This is a genomic window from Candidatus Planktophila dulcis, from assembly GCF_002288225.1.
Lineage (GTDB): Bacteria > Actinomycetota > Actinomycetes > Nanopelagicales > Nanopelagicaceae > Planktophila > Planktophila dulcis.
Map to the genome: position 1 here is coordinate 425,319 of NZ_CP016777.1, position 24,203 is coordinate 449,521.

Genomic DNA, 24,203 nt, shown 5'->3' on the forward strand with positions numbered 1-24,203 from the left:
GCCAAGAAGTAAAGGGTGAGCACTATGGTCGATTTTAAGCCGAAGAAATCTGTCGCACTCTCTGGCGTTGTAGCGGGCAATACAGCGCTCTGTAGCGTGGGTAAGAGCGGCAATGATCTTCATTACCGAGGTTTTGATATTGCAGATCTTGCAGCTCACTGTGAATTTGAAGAGGTAGCGCACCTATTGATTCATGGGACTCTGCCATCACGGTCAGAACTTGCCTCCTATAAAGCTAAATTGAAGAGTCTTCGAAGTTTGGCGCCATCGGTGAAGAATATTCTTGAGCAAATCCCTGCAACTGCCAATCCTATGGATGTTATGCGCACAGGAGTCTCAGCACTTGGTTGCGTAGCACCTGAATCACTTGATCACAATGAGGTGCAGGCAAAAGAGGTCACCGATACTTTGATTGCATCATTGGGATCAATACTCATTTATTGGTATCACTTTGCCAATAGCGGCATACGCATCGAAGTAGAGACTGATGATGATTCCATTGGAGGACATTTCCTTCATATGCTCCATGGCGAGGCGCCAAGTAAGCTCTGGATAGATTCGATGCATGCGTCCCTTATTCTCTATGCCGAACATGAATTTAATGCCTCAACATTTGCAGGTCGTGTTATCGCAGGAACTAATTCTGATATCTACTCTGCAATTACAGGTGCGATCGGTGCTCTACGTGGACCTAAGCATGGCGGTGCCAATGAGGTAGCACTTGAGATTCAAGAGCGATATAGCAATCCAGATCAAGCTGAGGCAGATATCAGAGCTCGCGTTGCCAATAAAGAGGTCGTCATTGGTTTTGGACACCCTGTCTATACAGTCTCTGATCCACGTAATGAGATCATTAAGAAGATTGCTAAGGAGCTATCCCAAGACCAAGGCAGCACAGAGCTCTATGACATCGCATCAAGGATTGAATCTGTGATGTGGGAGATTAAGAATATGTTCCCTAACCTTGATTGGTTCTCAGCTGTTGCCTATAACCAGATGAAGATACCTACTGAGTTATTTACACCTATCTTTGTCATCTCCCGCACAACTGGGTGGGCAGCACATGTGATTGAACAGCGCATAGATAACAAAATCATTAGACCCAGCGCCAATTACACAGGCCCTGAAGATCTCACCTTTATCCCGATAGAGAAACGGTAATCCACATGTCATCACATATCGTTCAATCAAATCTCGCCTACGATAAAGAGATCATCGATATCGTGGATTATGTAATCAATTTCAAGGTGACATCCGATGTGGCATATGAGACCGCATGGAACTGCTTTATGGACACATTGGGCTGTGGCTTAGAGGCTCTGGAATACGAAGCCTGCACAAAGTTACTAGGACCTGTCGCACCTGGAGTCAGCGTTAAAAATGGAGTGAAAGTTCCAGGCACCAGCTATGAACTCGATCCCGTGCAAGGGGCTTTTAATATCGGGGCGATGATTCGTTGGTTAGATTTTAATGACACCTGGCTTGCCGCTGAATGGGGACACCCATCAGATAACTTGGGTGGCATTCTGGCAACTGCAGATTGGCTCTGCCGCACAACCGATAAGAAATTTACAATTCGCGACGTTCTCACAGCGATGATTAAGGCGCATGAGATTCAAGGGTGTATCGCACTTGAAAACTCATTTAATAAGGTCGGCATCGATCACGTCATTCTTGTCAAGGTTGCATCGACAGCAGTTGTAGCTCAGATGATGGGGCTAACCCGAGATCAAATTCTTGCAGCCGTCTCACTTGCCTGGGTTGATGGTCAATCACTGCGCACCTATCGCCACTTTCCTAATGCAGGCTCTAGAAAGTCATGGGCTGCAGGCGATGCCACATCCCGCGCTGTGCGCTTAGCTCTGATCGCATCTACCGGTGAGATGGGATATCCAACAGCTCTTACTGCAAAGATATGGGGCTTCTACGATTCATCTTTCCGCGGTAACCACTTCACCTTCCAGCGTGAATACGGGACATATGTCATGGAAAATATCCTCTTTAAGATTTCCTTTCCTGCAGAGTTTCACTCACAGACTGCAGTCGAAGCTGCCATGACACTTCACCGAGCGATGGTTGCAGCCGGTAAGAGCGCTGCAGAGATTAAAAAGGTGACTATCCGTACTCATGAAGCATGTATCCGTATTATCGATAAGAAGGGCCCCTTAAATAACCCTGCAGATCGCGATCACTGCATTCAATATATGGTCGCAGTACCTCTGATCTTTGGCCGACTGACTGCCCGTGATTATGAAGAAGATATTGCAGCAGATCCTCGCATTGACCTACTTCGCGAGAAGATAATCTGCGTTGAAGATTCTCAATACTCAGCTGATTATCACAACCCCGAAAAACGCTCTATTGCCAATGCCATCACTATTGAATTTGATGATGGAAGCATCCTTGGGGAGGAGGCAGTTGAATATCCAATAGGCCATGCGCGCAGGCGCATAGAGGGCATCCCTCTTCTAGTGGAGAAGTTTAAAGTCAACCTTGCTCGCATTTATGGCAAGGAGCAGCAAGATCAAATCCTTGCCCTCTCACTTGATTACGAGAAGTTAGCAAAGACTTCTGTCAGTGACTATATGGATCTCTTAGCTAAGCGCTGATACTCACAACTTCTTTGTACTACCGATAAAGCTTGCCTGAAAGGGAAGCAGAGGCATGATGCAGGCGTTAAAGGCGTGATAGACATCAGGCTTTCCAGACCATGTCATTGTTGTGACCTCTTGGGCTGCATTTAACTCGTGATGCCATGAACCAAATTTCTTATCGATGACATGGTCTTGAATATACTGCCACCAGGTGTAGTAATCATCTAAGTATTGATCTTCTCCTGTGATTTTCCAGAGAGTAAAAGCAGCCATAAGAGCTTCAGCTGCTACCCATTGCATCCGTGAAGTTACAACCGGCTTCTTCTCCCAATCAATTGTGTAGACAAAGCCAGGAGATCCATCGGCAGCCCATCCATATCTCTTACCGATCTCATAGATGGCACGAGCACTTTCAAGTACCCATGTGCGCCCCTGTTGCTCCTTGGGCATTGTTAGATCTAGTTGGAGTGCAAGACGAGACCATTCAAAGAGGTGTCCAATGGTGATGCCATAGGGGCGAAAGGGATCTGCTGGATTATCACTATTGAAATTGGTAAGCACATTCCACTTCGCATCAAAGTGCTCAGGCAACATCCACTCGCAGTCACGAGCAAATCCATCAAGTGCTCGCTGCGCTATCGCATAGGCACGATCTCTAAAAACAGTTTGACCAGTAGCCTCAAAGGCAGCTGTCAGCGCCTCAACGGCATGCATGTTGGGGTTGATTCCTCTATAGGAATCTAGGGATGAGAAATCCTGGCTCCAATCATTTCTCATCATCGAAAACTCTGGCTCCCAGAAGTACTTCTCAATAATTGCCTGTGCCTCATCAAATAACTCTTGAGCGCCTTGTACACCGAGTTCTATCGCTGTTGTGGCCCCAAGGAGTACAAACATGTGGTCATAGGCAAGTTTTCTATCGCTGACGACTGCGCCATCAGCGCTGACAGCGCTATAGAAGCCGCAGTTCTTCCTATCTCTAAAGATGTTACTCAGAGATTGCACACCATGCACAACGAGTTCTGTGCAATCTGCCAATCCCATCCGATGGCTTAAACCGAAGACTTGAATCTTTCTTGCCTGCATATAACACTCAAGTGGTTTAGATGAATCTACTTTTCCATCTGCGGTGAGATAGCCGAACCCACCGGTATCAATGACCGAGCCACGTGCAAAGTTAAGTAGGGAGTGAGCCTCCTTCAGGAGAAACTCCTTGTGTTCTGCACTGATAGTTGCCATCCCGTTACGATACTATCGAATAACATGAAAAGCCTGACTCGCGATAGCGCACTTATCCGTGCGACTTCGCTTCAAGAGAGATCTCCTCGATTCATCTTAGGAATCGTTGGTAAGCCTGGCGTTGGAAAATCCACCTTTACCGATTACTTACGTGAGCGCCTTTCACAGGAGTTAGTAGCCATTCTTCCTATGGATGGCTTTCATATGAGTAATGAAGAGTTAATTGAGCTCGGCCGTCGTGAGCGTAAGGGATCCCTGGACACCTTTGATGTTGATAGCTTTATTCAGACACTTGCACAGGTCAAGAAGTGCGAAGGTGATGTGAGATTTCCAATTTTTAAGCGAGAGATTGAGGCATCGATTGCTGATGCAGGGGTAATCCCAGCTACGGCACAGTTAGTTATTGTTGAAGGCAATTACCTGCTCCATACCGATTCTGGTTGGGAAGATGTGGCTAGTTACCTAGATGAGACGTGGTATCTAACGGTAGATGATCAGCTACGTATGCAGAGATTAATTGCTAGGCATATCGCATTTGGTAAGCCTGCCCAGGATGCCAAGGATTGGTCTGAAGGCACAGATGAAGTAAATGCCCGCATAATCCAAGAATCTGAAAGCAAGGCGGACTTCGTCGTCACCTTAAGTTAAGACAGAAACTTTGAGAGGGCTTCTTTTAAGGCCCTGCTATAGAATTTGAGCATAACCTTCTTGAAAGCGTGTTGAGTAATGCCAGATAAGTGCGCCACCGTCATCTTCGATGGAGAATGCAGATTCTGCCTCGCATCGCTGAACTGGTTGCGTAGCAACCTTGATATTGAGGCACACCCCTTTCAGAGCGCAGATCTTGCAGGCTTTCACCTCACACGAGCACAGTGTGAGAGAGAGGTCATCGCACTGATTGATGGCACGGTCTATGGCGGGGCGCAAGCGGTAGCGCAATTGCTTGCACTGCGCGGCAATCGAGGCCTCTCTCGATGTGTGAGGGCATCAGGAAAGCTCGGTGATCTGGGCTATCACTGGGTTGCAACGCATCGAAATTCACTACCGATAAAGGCACTCACAGTTCTCCTTGAGCGTGCTGTGCGTTAACGAGCGCTGCCACCTGCCCTGGGCATAAGATTTGCATCTACCTACCTAGAAAAGAGATATCTCATGGGCGCTTGCCAATGTGGTTACACAACAGATCCTGAGAAGAATTGCAACGGAACACATAAGGTCGTTGCGGCAGTTAAAGCTGATATTGCAGAGAAGCTTGCAGAGAACGGCTTCCCTCACGCATCTGAATACGTAAAGAATAACTAAAGAGCTTTTCTCTCATTCATCATAGGAGTGAGCCGTGCGCCCACCACCATCGCAGCTCCTATGAGTACGAGGTTCTTCACGATGTACTGACCTTCCAGAGTGAGATCAAAGATATTGCTCTGAAAACATACCTCGGGAAGAAGTATGAGTGGCAAAAATGTTCCCGGCATCTGTAGGGCAAGTAGTGCAAGGCCCACGCGGATAAATGAGGGAACGAGAAGGCAGATTCCAATGAGCGCCTCCCAGATTCCCAAGATGGGGATGAAGATATCTGGGTTAAACCAGTAGACAGTCTTTGTGATGAGCTCATTTGCTGGACTATCACCGGCGACCTTTAAGAGGCCAAACCAGATGAAGATAACTCCGAGTGAGATTTGAAGGGCAGGCATACTCACCTTATTTAGAAATCTAATCAGGGTGAGATCAAACTTCTTCACATCACCGAAGACAGGAATATTCATTACCACAACTCCATTCTCAACTACCGATAATTTTACTAGCCATTATCTATGGCTGTGATATGAAAAAAAGAGCGCAGAGTCATGGATGCGGGCAGGTGTGGTGCGCATCCCTCCCATAAGACTCATAGCCGCTCTCACACTGTAACTCGGCAGCAGCTGACGGTAATATTTGCGCCATGAAGGCAAAGATAAAAAATGGCTTTGCCCCCAAGATATGTCTGCGCTGTGGCCTTGAGTTTGAGTGGCGCAAGAAGTGGGCCAGAGATTGGGAGAACGTGAAGTACTGCTCAGAGAAATGTAAGGGGCGGTAGATGAGCAAGCTCCAAGGACTGCGTAAAGCATCTCACTTTGGCCCCACACTCATCGTCACCACCATCGGTTGGATCTTTGCTAATTATTACTGGTGGGAAGGACCTGCCTATGTCATCGCCTTTGGCATCTGCTGCGGACAGTTCGTAGTTGGCTGGAGCAATGATCTCTATGACTACCAAGATGATCTTGCTCATCAGCGCACCAAGAAGCCTCTTGTTGCAGGGCTGATAACACCTGAATACCTACGTAAGTGGATTTATTTCATGACACCTTGTGCATTCCTCATTAATCTCTTTGGACCACTGGGCATCAAAGGTGGCTTGGTCTATATGCTCGGTATTGCTTGTGGCATTGGCTATAACTTCTACTTCAAATTCAATGCAGCATCACCGCTGCCCTATGCAATTGCCTTTGCAGCCCTTCCCTCATCGATAGCAATATCGAAGGAGATCACACCACCTGTGTGGATGTGGCTTGGGGGAGCACTCTTTGGCATGGCAGCTCACTTCATCAATGTGATCAAGGATATGGATCAAGATCAGGCAAGTGGTATCAAAGGATTACCGCAGCGCTTAGGTAAGAAGCGCTCAATACTTGCAGCAGTTACTCTGATTGCACTGGGCGTGGTGGTTCTTTTTCTCTTCTAACTACTCGAAATCCCCACCACGGCCAGTCTTGAGTTTTCTCTTCTTCTTAGATCCATCAAAGCGCGTTACCAGAGCTATGACCGCAATCGCATAGATGGCAATAATAATGAATCCGATTTCCATAGATTTAACCTAGAACAGCCCACACAACGAGTGCGAAGATTGCAATACCAATACCCACGATGGCAATTGCTGAGAGTGAGAGAAGACCACGTGAGTCTGCAATCTTCTTAGTCAACGCTGATGGGTTGGTAACCTTCTTCAGGTCAAGCAAGAGCGCTTCACCTTCGCGCACAGCTGCATATTGGCTAATGATTGCCAAGATACCTGTAGCTGCTGCAACACCGAGAGCTAGATACTTAGCTGAATCTGGCGCCTTGTGAAAGACATGCATCGCTGAAAGAACTGTGATGGCAATCAGGACAAGTGCTGGTGCAACCTGAGCCTGGATAATCTGCACGCGCATCTTGTTCCACTGATCGATTAATGATTTCTCATCCATTTATATGTTTCCTCTCCAAGAAACGTGTAATCCCTAGCGGGTTCCCCGCAAGGTTAAGTCCTGGCACCTAGCGCTGCACCTTGAAAGTTCAAGGCGCCGCTACTGAGCGCAGATCTGCGCTGCCTTTTCATTGGCATAATCCAGATTTGAGCCTGTCTCATCCAAGAGCTTTGCTGCTTCTAGCTCTAGGCACTTGTTATAGGAATCAGTATCTGTGGCACCGCCATCAGATGAGGCGCCACATCCTGTGAGGATGAGGGCGCAGAGAAAAGCGAAGATCGGTAGGGCTCGTAATTTCATGGATAGATAGTAGGCAAGAAAGGCAAGAAATTAAAGAAGGCTCTTCAGGTAGGTAAGGCCAAAACCAAAGCCAACAGCTGCATAGAGATAGCTAAACCAGGTGATCTCACCTGGAATCAAGAGGGTGAGCACACCGAGTGCCATAGCGCAGACACACATCACCTTTGCCACGCTACCGACTCTCACATCACTTACCTGCCCTGCGTTATTCCACATATTGCCAGCCAGTGCAATCAGAGTTATCCCAATCATGCGCATCGACCAGATCATCTCTGCACTCTTTGATAACGCTAAGAGATCAAGAAAGATAGATGGCAAGACAAGAAGAAAGAGAGCAGATGTCCCAAAGACAATAGAGCCAGCTTTGAGTGTGGTGCGCAGTGCAGGAGTGTTCATGGGGAGAGATTACAGCGCAATTAAATGAAGGTTATGGAAGGACATTGACCCTAAACTCAACTCATGCACCTCATCCGTAAACTCACACAGATCCTCTTAGGTGCCACCCTGATCTATACCGGCACGCTCCACCTCACAACAAGCCGTATGGAGTTCCAAGCTCAAGTACCACCATGGGTTCCCTTCTCACCTGACTTTGTAGTCCTTGCATCCGGTGTAGTTGAGATAGCACTCGGTCTAGCTCTCGTATCCCTTCAAAGACGCAGAGAAGTAGGAATAGCCACAGCGCTCTTCTTCATCGCAATCTTTCCTGGAAACATCTCTCAATTCGTCAATCAGATAGATGCCTTTGGGCTAGATAGTGATCGCGCTCGCGCAATCAGATTGCTCTTTCAGCCGTTGCTAGTGCTGTGGGCACTCTGGTCAACAACAGCTTTGCCTCAAGGAAGTTTCAAGCGCTTCTGGAATTATGTGAAGAAAGTGATGAGAGAGAACAAAGTAGCCACAGTCATCGGCATTTTGATCGGAGGAGTTGGAACCAGGTTCCTAGAAGATGGGAATCTGTTGGTGACGAGCGTGCTTACGGGGATAACGACAGTAGCGACTTTGGTGGTGTGGCTATCCATAAAGAAGATTAAGTCTCTGCTTTAAGTTCTTGACGCATTCCTGTCCAACCGCATTTCTTGCATCCAATATCGAAATCACTCATGATGCATCCGCCAACAATGTATTTATCGAAGTTAAAGTCATCGCTGGGCATTCCATAAACAATCTTTTGCAGTCCAACTTCGCCGCAACCTGGACAAGAAATTGCAGTCAGAGGCTTTCGCTTCGGTGAATTCGGCATCTTTTTAGTTCCCTCCCCAATATTTGTGCAACAACAGTTGGCTTCGGTCGGGCGATTTTGATTCAGCCCCTAAATATCGCTCCCATTCATCTTCATTGAGGGGGCGGAAAAGATACTCTCGCAATTTGCCATTATCGGGATCCTTGTATGCGCACCACAAAATTCCATCTTTAAAATATGGTTCAACGTTTGGGTCGAAGTGATGGGCTCGATTACTAAACCACATCCAAGAATTCTCAAATGAGCCATCACTCTCTAGCGCACAGACAACATCCTCAGAGAAGGCAATCCATTCCGAAAGTACTTTGTCGGTAAGTGGAATAGCCAGGCTATCGAGGATTGCCATCGGCCCAGGGATCATTCTTGGTTGAAACTCATCCGGTACACCTATGAGCTTGAGAAATTCTTCAGGTATTTCAACCTTGTCCCAGGGCGTAGGAAGAAAATGAGTCATGGTGATACTTACCGAACCGGTTTCACCAAATCATAGAAAGCTTCAGAGCCCAACTTCTGGATTCTGGCCTTTGATGTGAATTTCAGTAGGTCGCCATCGATAAGTGGATCACGATCGTCGTAGTAGATGTATTCCAAATCCAAATCAGTGGCCGCGTAGATAGCATCTCTAGCCTTCTGCACTTCATCGCTTGCGCCCCAGAAATCATCTTCTGAGAAGTTCTTGGAAATTCCATACTTACCCAAGATGGCTTGCGATGATGAACCGAGAATTCCATCAACAAGAAAGTTCTCAAGAGAAGGCGTAGATGCCAATTCTTTGAAGGTAGCGTTCTGCCAAACTGGGCGGTCAAAATCGATATAGACCAGCAATTCGCCATTCACCTTTACCGCTGCAATAACATCACTCATTTTTTTCTCCATTTCTTCTCAATTAAAGTATCACTCTTCACTGACATCTGAGCTACCCAGCACTGAAAAATCCTCAATCCGTAAGTACTGTTTAAACGCCGTCACAGATCGTGTTGTGGCTTTGACCTTAGAGAGTGCGAACTTCTCCTCCCACCGCCGTAGGCGGATGAATGGTTCTTTCCTCCACATAGGTACTGATTCAAACAAGGTTCGAGCTTGAAGATCTCCCCAATCAGAAAGGCTCTGGGCTTTATCTAAGAAGTTGAGCATCTCTGTGATTCCCTCTTCCTGCACGCTCTTCGTGGCATGAATAGGAATACTGATTCCATTCATGATCGAGTGTCGCCCAAGTGGCAGAGAGACTCCATACTTTGTATTCAGGCTGCGATTGAACTTTAAGCAGACTTCACAGACATTCCAGGAGTAGCGCCCAGTGCCTCCTGCAATAGAGGCAGCACACATAGTGCACAGGTGAAAACCACTAGGGCAATCAACACCTGGATAAGCCTTGTATTTCTCACATCTACAGCGCTGCATCCCATGTCCTGCAGATGTAAGCCCAAAACAGGTTGTGCACACTAATAAACCAATAGGTGGCATAACAAATAGTCCTTACTGGACCTCTATACAAGAGACCCGCTCTTCCAGCGGTGTCTTTCATCGCTGGCAGGTCTTCCTTTAGAACCACCGTGCGCGAGTTATGCGCGGATTGGTACTAAGCAAGCTAAAGGGCTTAACGCTTAGTTCTTGACCTAGGGAAAGGGTAGCAGGGGGGAGTGTCAAACGATTGGACGGTACAGCATTCTCTGTGTAATGCTCTATAGATACTGTGGAAACGGGAGGCCGTAAAGAGGCCAACATCTGGAGGAATTCATGCCTAGCAACTTACAAGATTTCTCACGCGAACAACTTTCACCAGACTTTATTTCTAGATTCTCCACAGATCTATTCATTGAAGAGATTGAAGAATGGTTTAAATATGCAACTGAATCTGTAATCCCTATGTATGAACAGGTATCTCGATTTACATCTAAAGAATCAAATAAAGAATTTGCAAAACAAATGAAAATACTTTGCAATTACCTTGAATTCAAGCTTTATAGTTCAATTAGTAAGAAACAAAATTTGCAGAAACAAGGAATGCTTAACGCCAATTTGTCAGAATTAGCCATTATTTCTGAATCTTCAAAAATTCACACAAATGCTGCAATTTTTGATTGGATTCATGAATTTTCAAGTGATAGGTTTCCTAGAGAAATTGATTATGAAATGATTCACTTAATTTTTGATTTTATTGGTACTCCTACTTTTTGCTTTTGTGAGTTTAAAAATGAAGATAAATCGAAGCTAACATTTACTCAGCTAGAGCGATTAATGCATCGGACCACAAGTTTCAACGGCACAGTCATAATCCGCGAATTGAAATCTGAGCGATTTATGAAAGTTCTTGAATTTTACGAAACTGCCGCTGGAATCAAACTTTGGAATGAAGGGGAGTGAAAACTAGTCACAATATGAGAGACTAGTTTAACTATGGCTACCGCAGCAGGCGAGATCTACTTCATCGGCGAGAAAGACCTCCGAACCAAGGAATTAACCCAGTACTTTAAGGTTGGAATCGTCCGAGAAAATGAAGAGAACGCAGATCGTGATTCCACACAGAGACTGCTGGAGCATCAAACAGGCAATCCACGCGAGCTCTATATTGAAAGTGTTGTGAAGACTGAGCTTGTCGAGCTCGTGGAGACGCTTCTTCATAAAAAGTTTGCCCCACTTGGAGTCCGTGGTGAATGGATGTTGTTGAACTCTGATGAACTCGCCAAGGTTAAGTCGGAGGCAGATTTACTGGCTTCTGAGGCAATAGAAATCATTAGTGATATCCAGAAGGCAGAGAAGCTAGCCAAGATTCAATCCGATGAGAATGTCATCCCGGCTACTGATGAGCTAAAGCAGCTCAATGAGATTTATCTTGAGTCCAATGCCAAGCTAAAGGCCTGTGAAGATATGTTTGACGTAATCAAGGAAATCTTTGCAGAAGCACTCGATGACGAGGATGAAGAAGAGGAAGTCGAGGCATTCGTACAAGTGCAAGAGCGTAAAGGTAAATCCACCTTCGATGAAGATGCTTTCAAAGCAAAGTACTTTGATATCTACTCCAAATTCACCATAACTAAGTCCACCGTTAAGGGCACGCCAAGTTATGCGGGCTCTCGTAGCTTTAAGAAAGAGTTTAAAGATTTTGACCCAAACTTTGCGACAATGGTAGAAAGCTTTGAGCCACTTGTAGAGAAGATTGAGGCTGGAAAGGCAACCAAGGAATCTTTACATGGGTTTAGTCTTGAATTACGGCGAGTTAATGCCGAAGCACTATGGGCGAAAATGAAATCTGAAAGCAAGATCAAGGTTGCGTGCGGAACACATGCTGGAATCGATGGAGTCTTTAAATGGGTTCGTACAGAAAAGGTCACCGAGTCCTTAGATAAGAAAGCCCTCAAGGATGCCCACCCTGACCTAGTCGCAGAATTCACCACCGCGGGGGAGTCCACCAAGGCCGTCATCGTTGATCCTAAGAAGGGCTACTGAGCGAACCCAGGCTGAGGCTTTGTTAGGAATTCCTAACAAAGGAGTGTTCGGAATCCGAACGGCTTGTTCGGCTAGCCGAACGGGCTAACAGAGGCCCCCTTTACGCTCAACCGTATGATTATCATACGAACACCTGTTCGAATTCTGTGTTACTCTCCGCTTCCCCCAAAAACTCCGCTCCAAGCAGCAACCCCAGGCCCAAGCGAAGATGTCAGTGACGGCCTGTAACTTCTCCAACTGTCAGAAGCACCATTGTCGGAAGAAAAGGAAACGGTGAGCACCGAGAAAAACGAGAAAGACACCCGAGAGCAAGAACTCTGGGATCGCATTAGTACGTCCGAAGGGACAGAACGCGCTGAAGTTCTAGATGAACTCAGCCACATCGCATACAAGCGAGATAACTACATAGAGTGCTTACATTTAGTAGATACATCCATTGATATCTACTTTAAGCAAGGTGGATTAGATCTTTATCTTAAAGAGCTCATTCATCTCTATCATGGCAAAGCTCATTGCTACGAAAATCTCAAGCGTCATAAAGAGGCTGCCGAGATGCATGAAGAGCTGGCAAAGATGAAAGATCTCGATGATGATCTTGAAGGCCAAGCAGAGGAACTCCGTGCAGCAGGACGTGCATGGTACAGAATTGACGAGTGGCGAAAGTCGCTCGACAACCACATTGCCGCAAAGACAATAACATATCCAGACATTTCAACCATCACGATGGGAATTGATCTCCTCAACGTTGGAATGGCGCTAGCGAAGTTAAAGAGCTATCAGGATGCAATCGATAGTTATTTAAATGCTCGCTCCCTCTGCAAAGAGGCAAAGAATCCAGAATTTGTTGGATGGTGTGATAACTACTTAGCACTTTCCTACATAGCCCTTAAAAATGGCCCAGAAGCAAGATTCCATGCACAGCACTACTTCAATTACACGAAAGTAGCTGAAGACCTCGGAATGGAAGCGTATTCACGTTACCGACTAGGGGCAGCGCACCTACTCTGTGAAGAGTATGCAGATGCCGAAAAGCACCTAGTTCGATCACTTGAACTACTCACCCTTGATGAGGATAAAGACTGGGAAGATATCGTCGCGGTTAACAAAGAGCTTGCAATAGCGCTGACAGCCCTAGACCGCGCTGAAGAAGCCCAAGCCCGTCTTGAGAGAATCAAGACAATTGAAGAGACAATCGCGGCATGATGAAGTCTCGAGCAGTATTCGCAGCAGGTGCGGTGTTCCTATCCGCCGCACTTGCTGCGAGTTTCATCATGAGTGATGACTCATCAAAAACAGTTACAAAACCTCTCAAACTTAAGCCCTCCCAGGTGCTCACCTGGGACTGCGAATACCCTGAATACAAGCCTGTATCCATCATGATCTACTGCGGAGACGGCGGGGCTTACATCGACAAGATTAACTGGAAGTCCTGGAATCAAGACGGGGCTTCAGGAACAGGGGAGTATTACAAGAATCTCTGTGAGCCAGATTGTGCCGATGGAAAAATCGTTCATGCCCCTGTGAATGTCAGGTTGAGTGAACTCACCCCTCGCAAAGGAAAGTATTACTTGAGAACACTGGACATGAGCTCTATAAGTGGAAAGGATTTCCCATGGGACGAATCAGGTGTGTTTGAGTGGGATGTCATGGAGTTCATTGAACATATGAATTGGGATTCATAATGATTACATACGACCCACGGGATTTTGCATTGGAACTAGAAGGCCATCTTAATATTCGCGACGAGATTGAAAAACTCGACCCATCTTTAAAAAGTAGGCTTGAATCAATTTTCTTTTTAGACAATAGAATATTTGAGACTTCAAAATTGTGTGACAAATTGCAACTTGAGATATCTAAACTAAAAAAGGAATACGACAGTCACAATTTTAATTATGGACTAGGCGAAGCTCATAGAGATTTTGCTATCAATAAAAAGCTGAGAAATGAAACTTGGGCGAAAATTTACGAAGCAGGGAAAGAGCGAGACGGCTATTACGAAAAAATACAGGAAATTCAAACTGAGCGTGATCTACTTTTAAAAAAGGTAGGAGACAATTACAGAAAGTTTAAAACTTCTAACCAATTTTTTGAGCTTCACGAGAAGAGAGTCGCCTTGTATTCCATCGTGTCAGTGGATTTCATGGGTAAAATCTCTAAATTCATTCTGCTCACCGAGTATCAACGCGCACAGATTTCCCTTGGTAATCTAGATATCTATTCGGTCGACTCCCCACTAGGCAAGGCTTGCGTTGGCAAACGAATTGATCAATCTTTCTCATACACAATTCCGAGTGGAGCAGAAATAACAGGAAAAATTCTCGAATGTGCACTTCCGTCTCTTGAGCAAATGGAGCAGATTATTTCTAAATTGAATCGCGCGATTGTAAGCAGTCCAAGTGTGAGTCTAAATTTAAATGCCTGGACTTCAAACAATACTCGCTATCAAAAGGGAGGATGATTCGTGGTGTCATGGCAAACGCATCTATCCAGAGTGACACTTTTCAAGTTTCATTCTGTATACCGGAATCTGCAAATTCGTCGAATGTTAGTAATCTATGTTCATGAATGAAATTAAAGGTCATTCATGACTCAAGATTTATCAAGCAGATGGATTGTAGAAGATAATTTTGTAGTTAATTCTTTAAGCAGAGAAGAAGACAATAGAGTCTCAGCCTCAATTTTTTGGGGAGCACGACTCGATGACTTTACTTCGGCAATTGGATTAACGATTGAAGGCTTTGGTTCATTCCAGTTCAGAGTTGAAGAGCAGAGTCACTTGCTAAAACTTGAAATTAAAAGCCAGAATTCTGCAGCTGATATATCTAAGCTAAAGAAGTTTCCTGTGGACCATATCGTCAGCGATGAGTCTTGGATTCCATTGGTTCTGGATGAAGCTCAACGATATTCAGATTTTATCACTGAAAATCATCTCCAATTAGGAGAAGTAATTAATTTGGCAGATTACATGAAATTAATTGCTGGTAAAAATCAGAATCTGGTACAAGTGATTATTGAAGGAAATCTCAATTTTTTAACGGATTCAGCACTCCTAAAAAGTATCGACGCAGGGCTTGCTCTTGAACCCTACCCGTATCAAAAAAAGGGAATCGATTGGCTATGTGGAGTTAGGTCTAGTGGCGTAGGGGCTATTTTGGGTGACGAGATGGGTTTGGGAAAAACAGTCCAGCTATTGGGACTTATTAACAACGAGCTGAAAAATGAAGGTAAACCCAGGGTGCTTGTAATTGTCCCTAGTAGTCTCAAATTGAACTGGATCTCTGAATTCAACAAATTCCTACCTGCTCTAAAACCTTATATACACGCGGGACCTGATCGACAGTTAATCCCTTCTCGAATTGGAGAAAATGAAGTCGTTATTACAACGTACCCAATTATAAATCGTGATTGGGGCTTCTTGTGCAAACTAGATTGGACCCTCATTATTTGCGATGAAGCACACGTGATGAAGAATCCTGCTTCAGTTACTAGAGATTCAGTCAGGAAATTTGCCTCAGCTCCCATTTTCTTATCGACCGGAACACCGCTAGAGAATAATCTCGTAGATTTGTGGTCGCTCACAGATTTAATTCGACCAGGGATAATGGGTAGTTTGCACTTTATGAAGGACCTAGTGCAAAACCAAATTGCAGAAGCTGATCGCATTGGAGAATTAGTCCGACCATTAATCATGCGTAGAATTGTCAAGAATGTATTGCCCGATCTGCCAGAATTGGTGGAGAAGGTCCACTGGATAGAGCCAAGTCTTCAATTTACTCAAGAATACGAAGACGTGAGAAGAGAATCAGATTTGAGCAAAACAGGAGGCTCAAAATTTGGGCTCATCACTAAGCTTCGGCGCTTTTGTACCTATCCGCCGCTAGTTGGGGATTACATGTTGAACGTTCCAGATGCGAAGGTGGATATATTGCTCGACTTGCTTGATCGCGTGTACGAGCAAAATCAAAAAGCTATTATTTTTACCTCTTGGCACGACTCTGCGGATTTGATTTTACGTGTAATCCAAGAGGCCTATCCAGGTGTTTATTGTGCCGTAATTGATGGCCGAGAAGTATCAGATATTCGGTTTCCAAAAATAGTTGATTTTCAATCTGTAGATGGATTTGCGGTGCTTGTGTGCAATACTCGCGCAGCGGGCGAGGGTCTAAATATTGTGGCTGCAAACCACGTGGTGCATTTCGATAGGCAGTGGAATCCTGCTAAAGAAGCTCAGGCTACAGCTCGCTCTCATCGAATTGGTCAAGTCAATACCGTTTTCGTACACAAACTTGTCTATACAGGAACTATTGAAGAAGTCATTGACGATCGCTTACTACTTAAGGCTTACTTGGCTCAACAGACATTAGATCCGGCAGTAAAAGAAGAAGATGAAAAGTCCATCGCAGAGGCGCTTGGAATCAGACCCACCTACGTAAATAACGGAGTATAAAATGGCAAATATTGAAACTTTTCAAAATATCCCAGATGCAGTTCGTTCTCTGAATGGTTTTTCCCATATTGGATACACGCCACAAACTGCCATCGCGGATATTATCGATAATTCAATATCTGCCAAAGCAACCAAAATAAATGTGCAGATTATTCCTAGAATCGAAGGTACAACTGTCTACATCGCCGACAACGGAACTGGAATGTCGAGAGAAAGACTAAAAGAAGCCATGAGGTTTGGTTCTTCAACTGACTTAAAGAACTCAGAGCTATCTGTGTATGGACTTGGATTCAAACTAGCCTCGCTCTCATTTGCGCCAAGATTTACAATGATTAGCCGCGATAGTAAAGGTTCAGTGAATGCTGCTACATGGGATAAAGCGGACCAAGCAGAGCACCCTTGGCAAGTAAGCATTACTGATGAACCGGCTCGTCAGCACTTGGACGTATTAACTGCTGCAACGAACGGAAAGTCTGGAACGGTGCTTGTTTGGGAAAACGCCGATCTCAAACTGGCCGATTCAATCAAAAGACAAACGCTCGACCAAGGAAAAATGTATGAGCGAATCAGGAACAACATCAAGAATCATTTGGCTTTAGTTTTTCATAGATTTTTAGAGGGCACCGCTGGTGGCTATCAAAGGGTTGAGATTTTCTTGGATAATGAAGAAATCAAACCATTTAATCCTGTTGACAAAGTTTTTGTGCTATCTGACTGGCACCATCCGGTTGAAGAGTTTCAGGAAAAGATTGTGCATGATGGCAAAGAAGTAGCCGTGGCATATTCCATTCAAGCTTTCTTGCTTAATCCGGATAAATCAGCGGAGAATAAGGAGGTATTGGAAAAGTCAAGACAAGAGCTGAATTTGCAAGGCATTTATGTTTATAGAGATTCCCGACTTCTACAAATGCCAGACTGGTTAAGTTTTGCTACAACACGGCACAATGCATATAACGCTTTAAGATTTGTACTTGAAATTGATCCAAGATTGACGACACATGTTGGTTTAGACGTAAAGAAGAGTAATCTGGAGCTTCCAGTAACAATGTTTGAATCTCTGAGCCCAATTGTAAAACAATTCAGAACAGAGGCTGAAAGCAGAAATGTAAAACGTCGTCGTGATGATAATGCAAAAAGAACGCCTGCAGATGTACACGCCGCTTCCTCAGCAAATATTTATAAGCATCGAAATGATTTACCATTACCACCGATAGAGCGAATATCTAGAACTGATGTAGAAGTGACTAATTCATATGGAACTAATACTTTACGACTTCGGGAATTCGCTAGGGCTGTAAAGCCTGAAGAAGTTGTACTACCAGTCGAATCTTTAGATGATGGTGTTTTATACGAGCCAGTATTCAATGGTTCTGACATCTTAATCAAGCTGAATCAGGGACATGATTTTTACCAAAAGTATTACCTGCGGTGTATTGGAAATCCAATAGCCATGGAAGCTATGGACACACTGCTTTGGTGTTTTGCTAGAGCCGAGGTTCAAAGTACAGCTGAAATCCGAACACAATTTGCTGAAATGCGAGAATTTGTCTCTACATTATTGCGGAAGATTGCAGAGGAGAAGCAATTTGTGGAATTAGACGACTCTGAAGATGGAGATTTGGATGAGTGAAACGCTCGCTGATCTTTCCCGAGCTTTAGGGCTAGATTTAGTTGATTCTCCTCTTCAGGAAGGCTCAGGTTTCACATTCGGATTGCGCGTGAGAGACCTCCCTGCTCCCTCTGGGTTTGAGATACGTGTCCAGCAATCACTGATGTCGACGAAGGCACAACTATTTCTGGACAATTTCCCAGGAGACTTATTGTTAACGTGTAAAGATTCCTTCAAAATGTATCAGGAACAGATATCCAGCGTAATTTGTTCAGCCGAAACTTCCGGATTGTCAGTAGAACTATTGGTCGATGGAAATCCAAATTTGATGGAGTTTTCAAATTTGAAATGGGAATCGCTCTCGCTGACACTTCATAAGAAATTTGTTAATTATGAGGATGCATCAAATTGCTTGAAGCTAACTGTTCTGATTGCATTTTCAATTCTTATTCCCTTAATAGCTGAAGAACCGGAACAACTACTGGAAGAAGTTTCATCCGCTTACCAGGAGGAAGGCAGAAAGAGTTCGGTTACCATAAATAAGTATGAACGCAGTAGAGTGAATAGAGCCATTGCGCTTGAGATACACGGGTTCATTTGTAAAGGGTGCGATTTACGAATGGCAGATCTGTATGGTCCAATCGGTGAGGGCGTAATTCACGTACATCACTTGGAGCCTGTTTCGTTAATGGATTCACCTCGTATTCTAAATCCTGCAACAGATTTAGTTCCATTGTGTCCAAATTGTCACGCAATTGTTCATCGAAGGAACCCACCATTAAGCATTCTAGATTTGAAGATGTCAATTGGCAGATGAAGAACTTGGAATTGTAGTGGTTGAAAATGCCTTCGAATATTAGTATCTCAGCCAATGAGAGTTTCGGGTATGACAAGAACTCGGCTCAATCAATATATAATTTCGCATTACTTCTAACTGATAAATCGCTGGCAGAGGCAATTGTACTGCCAGAGAATCTTGAGAACTTGAAAGACCGAGGAAAACTAGGGACTCTTGTCGAGAAGTATTATTTTAAACATGAACCACCTAACGACCACAACCCTGATTTTGCAGAGGCTGGCGTGGAACTAAAAGTTACAGGTGTAATAAAACATGGCTCTGGAAGGTATGTTGCAAAAGAACGATTAGTTCTAACAATGATTAATTACGACCATATAGTTAAGGAATCCTGGGAATCCAACAGTTTTTTCAATAAATGTAAAAAGATGTTGATTATGTTTTACCTTTACTCGCGTGATATTCCAGTTATAGATCGTAAATTCGTTCTAAGTCCATTGATGTATGAGATACCTGAATCTGACTTACCCGTAATTAGAGCTGACTGGGAGAAAATTCAAAGCAAAGTCATTCAAGGTAGAGCTCATGAGTTATCCGAAGGTGACACGTTCTATCTAGGTGCGTGCAGAAAAGGAGCCGGAGGCGTCAAGGAGAAGTTAAAGTCGCAGCCATTTTCTACAGTAGGAGCACCAGGACGCGCTTTTTCATTCAAGCAAGGCTATTTGAATCAACTGATTTCTAATGTTCAGGATGAATCAGATTTAGGCGTGACAGGGGAAGTTTCAATAGAAGAGGCTACCCAATCTAGATTCGCCCGGTTTTTGGGGAAGAGTATTGACGAAATATCTATAGAACTAAATCATCATAAACGAGATAAGAACCATAAGAATTTTCATCGTGAGATTGCCATAAAGATTCTCGCCAATGGTGGTTCTTCAGTCAGTGAGATTGTTAAGGCTGGTATTGAAATGAAAACTGTGCGCCTTCAGAGTAATGGCAAGCCCAAGGAATCGATGTCTTTCCCAGCTTTTGATTTCATTGAGATATTGAGTGAGATTTGGGAGGAGTCAGTTTTTTCCGAGAAAATAGAACGTAAGTTTTTACTGGTTGTATTTACAACTGGTCCTGACGGAAAAGAGAGACTGGAAAAGGTTGGGTATTGGAATATGCCTTATGCCGATCGCCTCGAAGCCGAGAGGGTTTGGCACGATACACAAAGAAGATCTGCATTAAATGCTCACGATTTGCCCGGTATGAAGGAAAGTCATGTGGCACACGTGCGACCAAAGGCTAAGGATGGAAGCGATAAGGCTCTGACTCCTCAAGGCGATATGAGAACTAAACAATGCTTCTGGCTGAATGCTTCTTATATCGCACAAGTCGTAGCCTCTATTTAGATTTGATTTCCATCGCAAGAACTTTGCCAACTTGTTCAATTAATCCAATTACCAGCGCATTACCCATAAAGAATGCTCGCTTGGCGTCAGTGACCACTTTGCCTTCTGCATTCATCTGGCTCCACTCGTCAGGAAAGCCGTTGAGCCGCTCAAGTTCGACTGGCGTCAATCTCCTATAGCCACTCTTTGTTTTGATGATGTGCTTGAATCTAGATGGAGTTGTCCCACCTTCACCAGTCAAGATTGTTCGACTTGGGTTGGTCAGAAGATCAGGAAAAGCCATCTTTCCTTCTGCATAGTTATAGGTAACACCGCTTCCTTTGTGTGTACGCTCAATACTTTTTGCTCCTTTAAGGTATTTCCACTCTTTGAGTCTTTTATCCTCAACCCAATATTCATCAGGCACTTGTGAGTCTGGTTGCAGAATGTCTCCAAGCACAACTGGATTTGATGCCAGCTTTGCTTGCGACTTAACTGTGTACGCGACTCCATCAATGAAGTAGCCAGAGTTTAGGAACGGGCTCTTATCCTGCCCTTTGTTGAACTTAGCGCTGATTTCATCCGCTTCTTGATCTAAGTCAATTTCCTGAAGGTTGTCCGTTAACTTTTCTATTGGAAGAGCTCTAGCGAGAATGCCGGTCTTTGCAATAACGGACTCGGGCGTCGATTTCTTTGCACCCTTTTTCAATCTAGTAGCAACGATAAATACGCGAATTCTCCTCTGGGGAAATCCATACTCGGCAGCGTTAACTACGCGCCATTCAATTGAATAGCCTTCGTCTCCCAAAGTCTTAAGCATTACGGCGAAGTCACGTCCACGTTGATTAGATGGTGACTTTAGAAGTCGATCTACATTCTCAAGAAAAATGAACCTAGGCTTCTGCCCATTAACCAAACGGAGAATTTCCCACCATAGAACACCTTTTTTACCTTTAAGTCCCTTGGAGGAATTGAGGGTTTTGGCTACTGAATAATCTTGGCAAGGGAATCCACCTACAAGGAGATCAATATTCTTGGGAAGCGCTTTTACTTTTGCAATATCAAGATTGGTATGGCCCTCTTCACCGAATTGAGCGACATAAACATCTGAGGCATGTTGGACTTTGGTTGCGGGTTCCCATTGATTAGAGAATGTGGTTTTCCAACCAGCGCGAGCTAAGCCGATGCGGAAGCCACCAACGCCAGCGAAGAGTTCAGCCACATTTCCGACTGAATTTGTTGGCTCTTTAAAGCCTTTTGATTTGTATGCCACTTATTGCCTCCGGGCTGAAGCATAGGAATAAGGACTGACAAGGTGTGGGATCGACGCGCCATTCCCTAAGTCAGTGTTGGCCTCTATGGTGGACTTATGAAGTCCTACCTCCTCATCCTGCTGCCTCTCGCTATCTTCTTGCTTTGGGTCATCCGTCGTGCTCCCAAGAGCTTAACTTCTGCCAATACTCGCCCCGACTTCATCCGCCAGGCAGCTGACTCAATTCATGGACCAGAAGTAGTCGTTGCTTCTTCATCCAGTGAAGCAGCACCCCATGGAGTCGATTACAACTATGACGTTGTGGGGGAGAGCTTTCAGAGAGATCACTTGATGGCTTTGGTTAGATCTCATAATGCATTTAGCGTGGGTGAGATATATGGAATCGCAACTCTTGAGCCAGAGCCAACAAATGAGTTTGATCCAACTGCTGTGAAGGTTGTTGTGGAGGGCGTGCAGGTGGGATATATCCCTAAGTTTGATTCAGCTGCTGTGACGCAGATGATTGGAAAGAGCGGTAAGAAAGAGATGCAGGTTCCGGTTCGAATTGGCTTTGATACTGATTCCCCTCAGCCGCTTATTGGGGTGCGCATTGCACTTGTTGTTAAGTGATCACCGGTAGTGTGATATGAGCAAGCCGAAACACATAATTTTGCCGAACACATATAAATTGTGGGATAAGGGTATTTCACTAAGTCTGTACTCGCGCTCATATGACCCAATCACGCACAAACAAGATTTTACAGAGCTCGGCCAGGCAGTTTACGAGTATAAATATTATAGAGACTTATCTTTGGCGAGAAGGCAAGAATTGGTCAGGCTTTGTTCAGGAGCAATCTCAAAAACTCTCAAGTTAGAGGAAGAAACTGAAAGGTTAAATTTCAATAGCTGCATCGGGGTGATGCCGAACAGAACGACCGGGCATTCACTTCCCCTAGATCTGGCTTTGCAGTTATCGGTAAAATTCGATTGGTTACGAGATGACTCGAATTGCTTAATTAAGGCAAAGGAACTACCCGTCATGAAGGGTTTGCTAGATTACAACCTGAGAATAGAAGCCCTGAAAGGTGCCTACGAGGTTGATCCTAAATATGATTTTGAGGGGATTCGAGGATTCTTGATAATTGATGATGTATTTGAAAGTGGTTCTACGCTCCGCGAGGTTTGTAGGAGCTTAGAGAGAATCGTGCCCGAAATTCCAAGGTATGTACTCACGTTGACACATTTGAGGAAAGTTTGGGACGCTCCAAGATGAAAATAGTTCTTGCAGGTTCTCGCAAGCTAGCTTTTATTCCTGAACCAGTGATTTCAAGGCTTCAGGATCATATGCAAGCTGGAGACACTTTTTTCATAGGAGATGCACCTGGCGTAGATTCAACTTTTCAGCAATTTATGGTCAGGAATAGTTACGAGAATGTTGAAGTCTTTTCAAGCGCTGGTTATGTACGTAATAACATCGGAAAGTGGCAGGAACATCAGATTGAAACAACTTTGAAAAGCAAGTCAAATGCCCTACACGCTTTCAAGGATCGCGAGATGTGCAAGCGTGCAGATTTAGGAATTATGATTTGGGATCAAGAGAGTGCTGGAACCTTGTCTAACGCACTCGATTTGTTAGAGCAAGAAAAGATTTGCCTTATTTACAATGCAGTGGACCAGGAATTCGTAAGGTTTGAGACAAGTGAAAGTTTGAATAAATGGCTTGTTTCACACCGAGAGGTAGCTGATGAAGCGCGGTCTAGACTTAATCGCTTTCGCAATCGCATGAAAATTGGTTCTAAGTTGGATTCGATTCAATCTGAACTGTTTTAGGCAACTCCAACTTCGGCTCCGCCCCCACCGCTTCCTTCTCCATCTTCTTCAGTTCTGCAATTACTTCCGCATACCCATGTTCATGAGCTGATGTTGCAGATCCTAGAAAGCGATTGAATTCTCGCCCTGTTGCAGGTGCAAAGCGCACACCCGATGTCTTCTGGCGGTTTGAGACGCTGATGAAGTAATCGGATTCATCCTCGTTTGTGGAGAGTTGTAATAGTTTGTCGAAGTTCCACTCTTGAGTCTTGATAGGACCTGTGAAGATAAGGCGCTCAGTAGTGAGCATGACTACTCCTTGATCTTTATCTACTTGAAGCTCGATGCCGGGAACTATCTGGCCTTTCATTGCGCCAACGCGAAAGCGAATACCTCCCCCTACGGGGATGCTCACACCTGTGGAGCCTCCGACATAGGAGGAAGGTGTGCGACCTGTCTCGTGGAAGATGCCTGTGGCAGACCAGAGAGTGTGCTCACCCTTTTGTTGCATCAGTGTGTTGGGTACTGAATCTTCACCCTTGGATGCTGCTGTGAAGACGGTGATCAATTTGGTCAGTGATTGGACATCTTCTTGCCAGATCTCATGCAGGCGGTTGTATTCATTGGTGGCAGCTTTATCTGCGCGCTTTGCTTTGAAGCTTGCTATCCATCCCATGTGGATAAGGATAGTGACTGGCAGTGACATTGTGGGGTTTGTGCGGGCACCACGTCTGGTGGCTAAGAGTGAAACTCTCTCAGCCACTTCAGATGATTCAGCTTCAAAGACCTTGCTAATTGAGTAACGCTGCCTCAATTCAAAGGCCGGTTGACCAATCCAGCAGCTTGGTCTGAATTATCGATTTC

The 24,203-nt window shown here is 44.8% G+C and carries 31 protein-coding genes and 1 pseudogene; 20 read left to right on the plus strand and 12 right to left on the minus strand.

Going from position 1 to position 24,203, the window contains the following annotated elements; translation table 11 throughout:
- The first annotated feature begins 24 nt into the window (after window positions 1-24).
- A complete protein-coding gene (prpC, locus tag A1sIIA65_RS02185; protein WP_095675961.1) occupies window positions 25-1,161 on the plus strand; it encodes a bifunctional 2-methylcitrate synthase/citrate synthase in 1,137 nt (378 codons plus the stop codon).
- A gap of 5 nt (window positions 1,162-1,166) precedes the next feature.
- Window positions 1,167-2,609 carry a bifunctional 2-methylcitrate dehydratase/aconitate hydratase gene (locus tag A1sIIA65_RS02190; RefSeq protein WP_095675962.1) on the plus strand — a complete coding sequence of 481 codons (1,443 nt, stop codon included), beginning with the start codon at window positions 1,167-1,169 and terminating at the stop codon, window positions 2,607-2,609.
- Between the two features lie 3 nt (window positions 2,610-2,612).
- On the opposite strand, the gene A1sIIA65_RS02195 is transcribed toward A1sIIA65_RS02190, so the two are convergent.
- Window positions 2,613-3,833, minus strand: coding sequence for an AGE family epimerase/isomerase (locus tag A1sIIA65_RS02195; protein ID WP_095675963.1), 1,221 nt, complete (start codon window positions 3,831-3,833; stop codon window positions 2,613-2,615).
- Window positions 3,834-3,857: 24 nt separating this feature from the next.
- Here A1sIIA65_RS02195 and A1sIIA65_RS02200 point away from each other — a divergent pair, with 24 nt between their 5' ends.
- The 3 genes from A1sIIA65_RS02200 (at window position 3,858) to A1sIIA65_RS06995 (ending at window position 5,135) form a co-directional block, all read left to right on the plus strand.
- On the plus strand, window positions 3,858-4,481 hold the full coding sequence (locus tag A1sIIA65_RS02200; RefSeq protein ID WP_095675964.1) for a nucleoside/nucleotide kinase family protein: 624 nt from the start codon (window positions 3,858-3,860) through the stop codon (window positions 4,479-4,481).
- Window positions 4,482-4,559: 78 nt separating this feature from the next.
- Entirely contained in the window at window positions 4,560-4,922 is a 363-nt protein-coding gene (locus A1sIIA65_RS02205; RefSeq protein WP_095675965.1) for a thiol-disulfide oxidoreductase DCC family protein, read from the plus strand.
- A gap of 63 nt (window positions 4,923-4,985) precedes the next feature.
- Window positions 4,986-5,135, plus strand: coding sequence for a hypothetical protein (locus tag A1sIIA65_RS06995; RefSeq protein ID WP_190277136.1), 150 nt, complete (start codon window positions 4,986-4,988; stop codon window positions 5,133-5,135).
- Here A1sIIA65_RS06995 and A1sIIA65_RS02210 read toward each other — a convergent pair.
- Window positions 5,132-5,596: a hypothetical protein gene (locus A1sIIA65_RS02210; protein ID WP_095675966.1), complete on the minus strand. Its 465-nt coding sequence runs from the start codon at window positions 5,594-5,596 to the stop codon at window positions 5,132-5,134. The two genes, A1sIIA65_RS06995 and A1sIIA65_RS02210, sit on opposite strands and share 4 nt — an antisense overlap.
- A 176-nt stretch (window positions 5,597-5,772) precedes the next feature.
- Between A1sIIA65_RS02210 and A1sIIA65_RS07075 the strand changes: the two genes are divergently transcribed.
- Window positions 5,773-5,907: a DUF2256 domain-containing protein gene (locus tag A1sIIA65_RS07075; protein WP_095675967.1), complete on the plus strand. Its 135-nt coding sequence runs from the start codon at window positions 5,773-5,775 to the stop codon at window positions 5,905-5,907.
- Window positions 5,908-6,555, plus strand: coding sequence for a UbiA family prenyltransferase (locus A1sIIA65_RS02220; RefSeq protein WP_095675968.1), 648 nt, complete (start codon window positions 5,908-5,910; stop codon window positions 6,553-6,555).
- Here A1sIIA65_RS02220 and A1sIIA65_RS07065 read toward each other — a convergent pair whose 3' ends face one another.
- The 4 genes from A1sIIA65_RS07065 to A1sIIA65_RS02235 form a co-directional block, all read right to left on the minus strand.
- Entirely contained in the window at window positions 6,556-6,678 is a 123-nt protein-coding gene (locus A1sIIA65_RS07065) for a hypothetical protein (RefSeq protein WP_257789651.1), read from the minus strand.
- A gap of 4 nt (window positions 6,679-6,682) precedes the next feature.
- Complete coding sequence (locus A1sIIA65_RS02225) at window positions 6,683-7,057, minus strand: hypothetical protein (protein ID WP_095675969.1); 375 nt, start codon at window positions 7,055-7,057, stop codon at window positions 6,683-6,685.
- Between the two features lie 99 nt (window positions 7,058-7,156).
- On the minus strand, window positions 7,157-7,357 hold the full coding sequence (locus A1sIIA65_RS02230; RefSeq protein ID WP_095675970.1) for a hypothetical protein: 201 nt from the start codon (window positions 7,355-7,357) through the stop codon (window positions 7,157-7,159).
- Between the two features lie 30 nt (window positions 7,358-7,387).
- Entirely contained in the window at window positions 7,388-7,753 is a 366-nt protein-coding gene (locus A1sIIA65_RS02235; RefSeq protein WP_095675971.1) for a hypothetical protein, read from the minus strand.
- Window positions 7,754-7,816: 63 nt separating this feature from the next.
- Between A1sIIA65_RS02235 and A1sIIA65_RS07080 the strand changes: the two are divergent.
- Window positions 7,817-8,188, plus strand: a pseudogene (locus tag A1sIIA65_RS07080) (DoxX family protein); the annotation flags it as partial.
- Window positions 8,189-8,387: 199 nt separating this feature from the next.
- On the opposite strand, the gene A1sIIA65_RS02245 reads toward A1sIIA65_RS07080, so the two are convergent.
- The 4 genes from A1sIIA65_RS02245 to A1sIIA65_RS06975 are packed head-to-tail and all read right to left on the minus strand — an operon-like array spanning window position 8,388 to window position 10,064.
- Entirely contained in the window at window positions 8,388-8,600 is a 213-nt protein-coding gene (locus A1sIIA65_RS02245; RefSeq protein WP_095675972.1) for a hypothetical protein, read from the minus strand.
- Between the two features lie 4 nt (window positions 8,601-8,604).
- Window positions 8,605-9,054, minus strand: coding sequence for a hypothetical protein (locus tag A1sIIA65_RS02250; protein WP_095675973.1), 450 nt, complete (start codon window positions 9,052-9,054; stop codon window positions 8,605-8,607).
- An 8-nt stretch (window positions 9,055-9,062) separates the two neighbouring features.
- Window positions 9,063-9,464: a hypothetical protein gene (locus A1sIIA65_RS02255; RefSeq protein ID WP_095675974.1), complete on the minus strand. Its 402-nt coding sequence runs from the start codon at window positions 9,462-9,464 to the stop codon at window positions 9,063-9,065.
- Window positions 9,465-9,494: 30 nt separating this feature from the next.
- Entirely contained in the window at window positions 9,495-10,064 is a 570-nt protein-coding gene (locus A1sIIA65_RS06975; protein ID WP_125932721.1) for a hypothetical protein, read from the minus strand.
- Between the two features lie 273 nt (window positions 10,065-10,337).
- Here A1sIIA65_RS06975 and A1sIIA65_RS02265 point away from each other — a divergent pair, with 273 nt between their 5' ends.
- The 9 genes from A1sIIA65_RS02265 to A1sIIA65_RS02305 all read left to right on the plus strand — a co-directional run bounded on the left by A1sIIA65_RS02265 (window position 10,338) and on the right by A1sIIA65_RS02305 (window position 20,299).
- The gene (locus A1sIIA65_RS02265) at window positions 10,338-10,964 is read left to right on the plus strand and encodes a hypothetical protein (protein ID WP_095675976.1); all 627 of its coding nucleotides are present in this window, start codon (window positions 10,338-10,340) and stop codon (window positions 10,962-10,964) included.
- 33 nt (window positions 10,965-10,997) lie between these two features.
- Window positions 10,998-12,047: a GIY-YIG nuclease family protein gene (locus A1sIIA65_RS02270; protein ID WP_095675977.1), complete on the plus strand. Its 1,050-nt coding sequence runs from the start codon at window positions 10,998-11,000 to the stop codon at window positions 12,045-12,047.
- A 273-nt stretch (window positions 12,048-12,320) separates the two neighbouring features.
- On the plus strand, window positions 12,321-13,250 hold the full coding sequence (locus A1sIIA65_RS02275) for a tetratricopeptide repeat protein (RefSeq protein ID WP_095675978.1): 930 nt from the start codon (window positions 12,321-12,323) through the stop codon (window positions 13,248-13,250).
- On the plus strand, window positions 13,247-13,729 hold the full coding sequence (locus A1sIIA65_RS02280; RefSeq protein ID WP_095675979.1) for a hypothetical protein: 483 nt from the start codon (window positions 13,247-13,249) through the stop codon (window positions 13,727-13,729). Before A1sIIA65_RS02275 ends, A1sIIA65_RS02280 begins: the two co-directional genes overlap by 4 nt.
- Window positions 13,729-14,508: a GreA/GreB family elongation factor gene (locus A1sIIA65_RS02285; protein WP_095675980.1), complete on the plus strand. Its 780-nt coding sequence runs from the start codon at window positions 13,729-13,731 to the stop codon at window positions 14,506-14,508. Before A1sIIA65_RS02280 ends, A1sIIA65_RS02285 begins: the two co-directional genes overlap by 1 nt.
- Window positions 14,509-14,634: 126 nt before the next feature.
- A complete protein-coding gene (locus A1sIIA65_RS02290) occupies window positions 14,635-16,497 on the plus strand; it encodes a DEAD/DEAH box helicase (protein WP_095675981.1) in 1,863 nt (620 codons plus the stop codon).
- Window position 16,498: 1 nt separating this feature from the next.
- Window positions 16,499-18,127 (plus strand): ATP-binding protein, encoded by a 1,629-nt coding sequence (locus tag A1sIIA65_RS02295; protein ID WP_095675982.1) that lies wholly within the window; start codon window positions 16,499-16,501, stop codon window positions 18,125-18,127.
- On the plus strand, window positions 18,120-18,923 hold the full coding sequence (locus tag A1sIIA65_RS02300) for an HNH endonuclease (RefSeq protein WP_125932722.1): 804 nt from the start codon (window positions 18,120-18,122) through the stop codon (window positions 18,921-18,923). The genes A1sIIA65_RS02295 and A1sIIA65_RS02300 overlap by 8 nt, the downstream gene beginning before the upstream one ends.
- Before the next feature lie 26 nt (window positions 18,924-18,949).
- Window positions 18,950-20,299 carry a Sau3AI family type II restriction endonuclease gene (locus A1sIIA65_RS02305; RefSeq protein ID WP_095675984.1) on the plus strand — a complete coding sequence of 450 codons (1,350 nt, stop codon included), beginning with the start codon at window positions 18,950-18,952 and terminating at the stop codon, window positions 20,297-20,299.
- Here the strand turns inward: A1sIIA65_RS02305 and A1sIIA65_RS02310 are convergent.
- Window positions 20,292-21,551: a DNA cytosine methyltransferase gene (locus tag A1sIIA65_RS02310; protein ID WP_223298549.1), complete on the minus strand. Its 1,260-nt coding sequence runs from the start codon at window positions 21,549-21,551 to the stop codon at window positions 20,292-20,294. The two genes, A1sIIA65_RS02305 and A1sIIA65_RS02310, sit on opposite strands and share 8 nt — an antisense overlap.
- Window positions 21,552-21,647: 96 nt before the next feature.
- Between A1sIIA65_RS02310 and A1sIIA65_RS02315 the strand changes: the two genes are divergently transcribed.
- Genes A1sIIA65_RS02315 through A1sIIA65_RS02325 form a run of 3 tightly spaced genes read left to right on the plus strand, consistent with a single transcriptional unit; the run spans window position 21,648 to window position 23,360 of the window.
- On the plus strand, window positions 21,648-22,160 hold the full coding sequence (locus A1sIIA65_RS02315) for an HIRAN domain-containing protein (RefSeq protein WP_095675985.1): 513 nt from the start codon (window positions 21,648-21,650) through the stop codon (window positions 22,158-22,160).
- 16 nt (window positions 22,161-22,176) lie between these two features.
- Complete coding sequence (locus A1sIIA65_RS02320) at window positions 22,177-22,803, plus strand: hypothetical protein (protein WP_095675986.1); 627 nt, start codon at window positions 22,177-22,179, stop codon at window positions 22,801-22,803.
- The gene (locus A1sIIA65_RS02325) at window positions 22,800-23,360 is read left to right on the plus strand and encodes a hypothetical protein (RefSeq protein WP_095675987.1); all 561 of its coding nucleotides are present in this window, start codon (window positions 22,800-22,802) and stop codon (window positions 23,358-23,360) included. Before A1sIIA65_RS02320 ends, A1sIIA65_RS02325 begins: the two co-directional genes overlap by 4 nt.
- Here the strand turns inward: A1sIIA65_RS02325 and A1sIIA65_RS02330 are convergent.
- Window positions 23,326-24,045, minus strand: a complete 720-nt coding sequence (locus A1sIIA65_RS02330) for a hypothetical protein (protein WP_125932723.1) — start codon at window positions 24,043-24,045, stop codon at window positions 23,326-23,328. The two genes, A1sIIA65_RS02325 and A1sIIA65_RS02330, sit on opposite strands and share 35 nt — an antisense overlap.
- Window positions 24,046-24,203: the final 158 nt, after the last annotated feature.

What these genes read in the sequence shown, in the direction of transcription:
- prpC (WP_095675961.1), top strand. Translation starts at nt 25, where the DNA reads ATGGTCGATTTTAAGCCGAAGAAATCTGTCGCACTCTCTGGCGTTGTA.
- A1sIIA65_RS02190 (WP_095675962.1), top strand. Translation starts at nt 1,167, where the DNA reads ATGTCATCACATATCGTTCAATCAAATCTCGCCTACGATAAAGAGATC.
- A1sIIA65_RS02195 (WP_095675963.1), bottom strand. Translation starts at nt 3,833, where the DNA reads ATGGCAACTATCAGTGCAGAACACAAGGAGTTTCTCCTGAAGGAGGCT.
- A1sIIA65_RS02200 (WP_095675964.1), top strand. Translation starts at nt 3,858, where the DNA reads ATGAAAAGCCTGACTCGCGATAGCGCACTTATCCGTGCGACTTCGCTT.
- A1sIIA65_RS02205 (WP_095675965.1), top strand. Translation starts at nt 4,560, where the DNA reads ATGCCAGATAAGTGCGCCACCGTCATCTTCGATGGAGAATGCAGATTC.
- A1sIIA65_RS06995 (WP_190277136.1), top strand. Translation starts at nt 4,986, where the DNA reads ATGGGCGCTTGCCAATGTGGTTACACAACAGATCCTGAGAAGAATTGC.
- A1sIIA65_RS02210 (WP_095675966.1), bottom strand. Translation starts at nt 5,596, where the DNA reads ATGAATATTCCTGTCTTCGGTGATGTGAAGAAGTTTGATCTCACCCTG.
- A1sIIA65_RS07075 (WP_095675967.1), top strand. Translation starts at nt 5,773, where the DNA reads ATGAAGGCAAAGATAAAAAATGGCTTTGCCCCCAAGATATGTCTGCGC.
- A1sIIA65_RS02220 (WP_095675968.1), top strand. Translation starts at nt 5,908, where the DNA reads ATGAGCAAGCTCCAAGGACTGCGTAAAGCATCTCACTTTGGCCCCACA.
- A1sIIA65_RS07065 (WP_257789651.1), bottom strand. Translation starts at nt 6,678, where the DNA reads ATGGAAATCGGATTCATTATTATTGCCATCTATGCGATTGCGGTCATA.
- A1sIIA65_RS02225 (WP_095675969.1), bottom strand. Translation starts at nt 7,057, where the DNA reads ATGGATGAGAAATCATTAATCGATCAGTGGAACAAGATGCGCGTGCAG.
- A1sIIA65_RS02230 (WP_095675970.1), bottom strand. Translation starts at nt 7,357, where the DNA reads ATGAAATTACGAGCCCTACCGATCTTCGCTTTTCTCTGCGCCCTCATC.
- A1sIIA65_RS02235 (WP_095675971.1), bottom strand. Translation starts at nt 7,753, where the DNA reads ATGAACACTCCTGCACTGCGCACCACACTCAAAGCTGGCTCTATTGTC.
- A1sIIA65_RS02245 (WP_095675972.1), bottom strand. Translation starts at nt 8,600, where the DNA reads ATGCCGAATTCACCGAAGCGAAAGCCTCTGACTGCAATTTCTTGTCCA.
- A1sIIA65_RS02250 (WP_095675973.1), bottom strand. Translation starts at nt 9,054, where the DNA reads ATGACTCATTTTCTTCCTACGCCCTGGGACAAGGTTGAAATACCTGAA.
- A1sIIA65_RS02255 (WP_095675974.1), bottom strand. Translation starts at nt 9,464, where the DNA reads ATGAGTGATGTTATTGCAGCGGTAAAGGTGAATGGCGAATTGCTGGTC.
- A1sIIA65_RS06975 (WP_125932721.1), bottom strand. Translation starts at nt 10,064, where the DNA reads ATGCCACCTATTGGTTTATTAGTGTGCACAACCTGTTTTGGGCTTACA.
- A1sIIA65_RS02265 (WP_095675976.1), top strand. Translation starts at nt 10,338, where the DNA reads ATGCCTAGCAACTTACAAGATTTCTCACGCGAACAACTTTCACCAGAC.
- A1sIIA65_RS02270 (WP_095675977.1), top strand. Translation starts at nt 10,998, where the DNA reads ATGGCTACCGCAGCAGGCGAGATCTACTTCATCGGCGAGAAAGACCTC.
- A1sIIA65_RS02280 (WP_095675979.1), top strand. Translation starts at nt 13,247, where the DNA reads ATGATGAAGTCTCGAGCAGTATTCGCAGCAGGTGCGGTGTTCCTATCC.
- A1sIIA65_RS02285 (WP_095675980.1), top strand. Translation starts at nt 13,729, where the DNA reads ATGATTACATACGACCCACGGGATTTTGCATTGGAACTAGAAGGCCAT.
- A1sIIA65_RS02290 (WP_095675981.1), top strand. Translation starts at nt 14,635, where the DNA reads ATGACTCAAGATTTATCAAGCAGATGGATTGTAGAAGATAATTTTGTA.
- A1sIIA65_RS02295 (WP_095675982.1), top strand. Translation starts at nt 16,499, where the DNA reads ATGGCAAATATTGAAACTTTTCAAAATATCCCAGATGCAGTTCGTTCT.
- A1sIIA65_RS02300 (WP_125932722.1), top strand. Translation starts at nt 18,120, where the DNA reads ATGAGTGAAACGCTCGCTGATCTTTCCCGAGCTTTAGGGCTAGATTTA.
- A1sIIA65_RS02305 (WP_095675984.1), top strand. Translation starts at nt 18,950, where the DNA reads ATGCCTTCGAATATTAGTATCTCAGCCAATGAGAGTTTCGGGTATGAC.
- A1sIIA65_RS02315 (WP_095675985.1), top strand. Translation starts at nt 21,648, where the DNA reads ATGAAGTCCTACCTCCTCATCCTGCTGCCTCTCGCTATCTTCTTGCTT.
- A1sIIA65_RS02320 (WP_095675986.1), top strand. Translation starts at nt 22,177, where the DNA reads ATGAGCAAGCCGAAACACATAATTTTGCCGAACACATATAAATTGTGG.
- A1sIIA65_RS02325 (WP_095675987.1), top strand. Translation starts at nt 22,800, where the DNA reads ATGAAAATAGTTCTTGCAGGTTCTCGCAAGCTAGCTTTTATTCCTGAA.
- A1sIIA65_RS02330 (WP_125932723.1), bottom strand. Translation starts at nt 24,045, where the DNA reads ATGTCACTGCCAGTCACTATCCTTATCCACATGGGATGGATAGCAAGC.